Raw genomic sequence first — 242 nt, 5'->3', positions numbered from 1 at the left:
CCCGGTGAAATCATGGTTACGCGCAGCTTATCACCAGCCTCCTGCCGTAAGCCATCGGAAATGGTGCGTTCGGCAAACTTGGTGCCCGCATAAACCGCCATGGAGGGAACAACGCGGTGCCCGGCGGTAGAAGCAATATTTACAAAATGGCCCGAGCCTTGTTTGCGGAATACCGGCGGCGCTGCAGCCATGCCATACAGCATACCTTTTATATTAATGTCGATCATATCATCACAATCTGC

At 52.9% G+C, this 242-nt stretch carries 1 protein-coding gene; it reads right to left on the bottom strand.

The genetic code is table 11. The features are described 5' to 3' along the window. A partial coding sequence (locus tag KVT36_RS32030) for an SDR family oxidoreductase (protein ID WP_217607486.1) occupies positions 1-242 on the bottom strand: 242 nt, incomplete at both ends.

The sequence above is a fragment of the Chitinophaga sp. GbtcB8 genome, from assembly GCF_019091455.1.
In the GTDB taxonomy this organism is placed as follows: domain Bacteria; phylum Bacteroidota; class Bacteroidia; order Chitinophagales; family Chitinophagaceae; genus Chitinophaga.
Note: the sequence above shows the minus strand (reverse complement) of the source record. Positions and strands in the feature narration are given on the sequence as shown.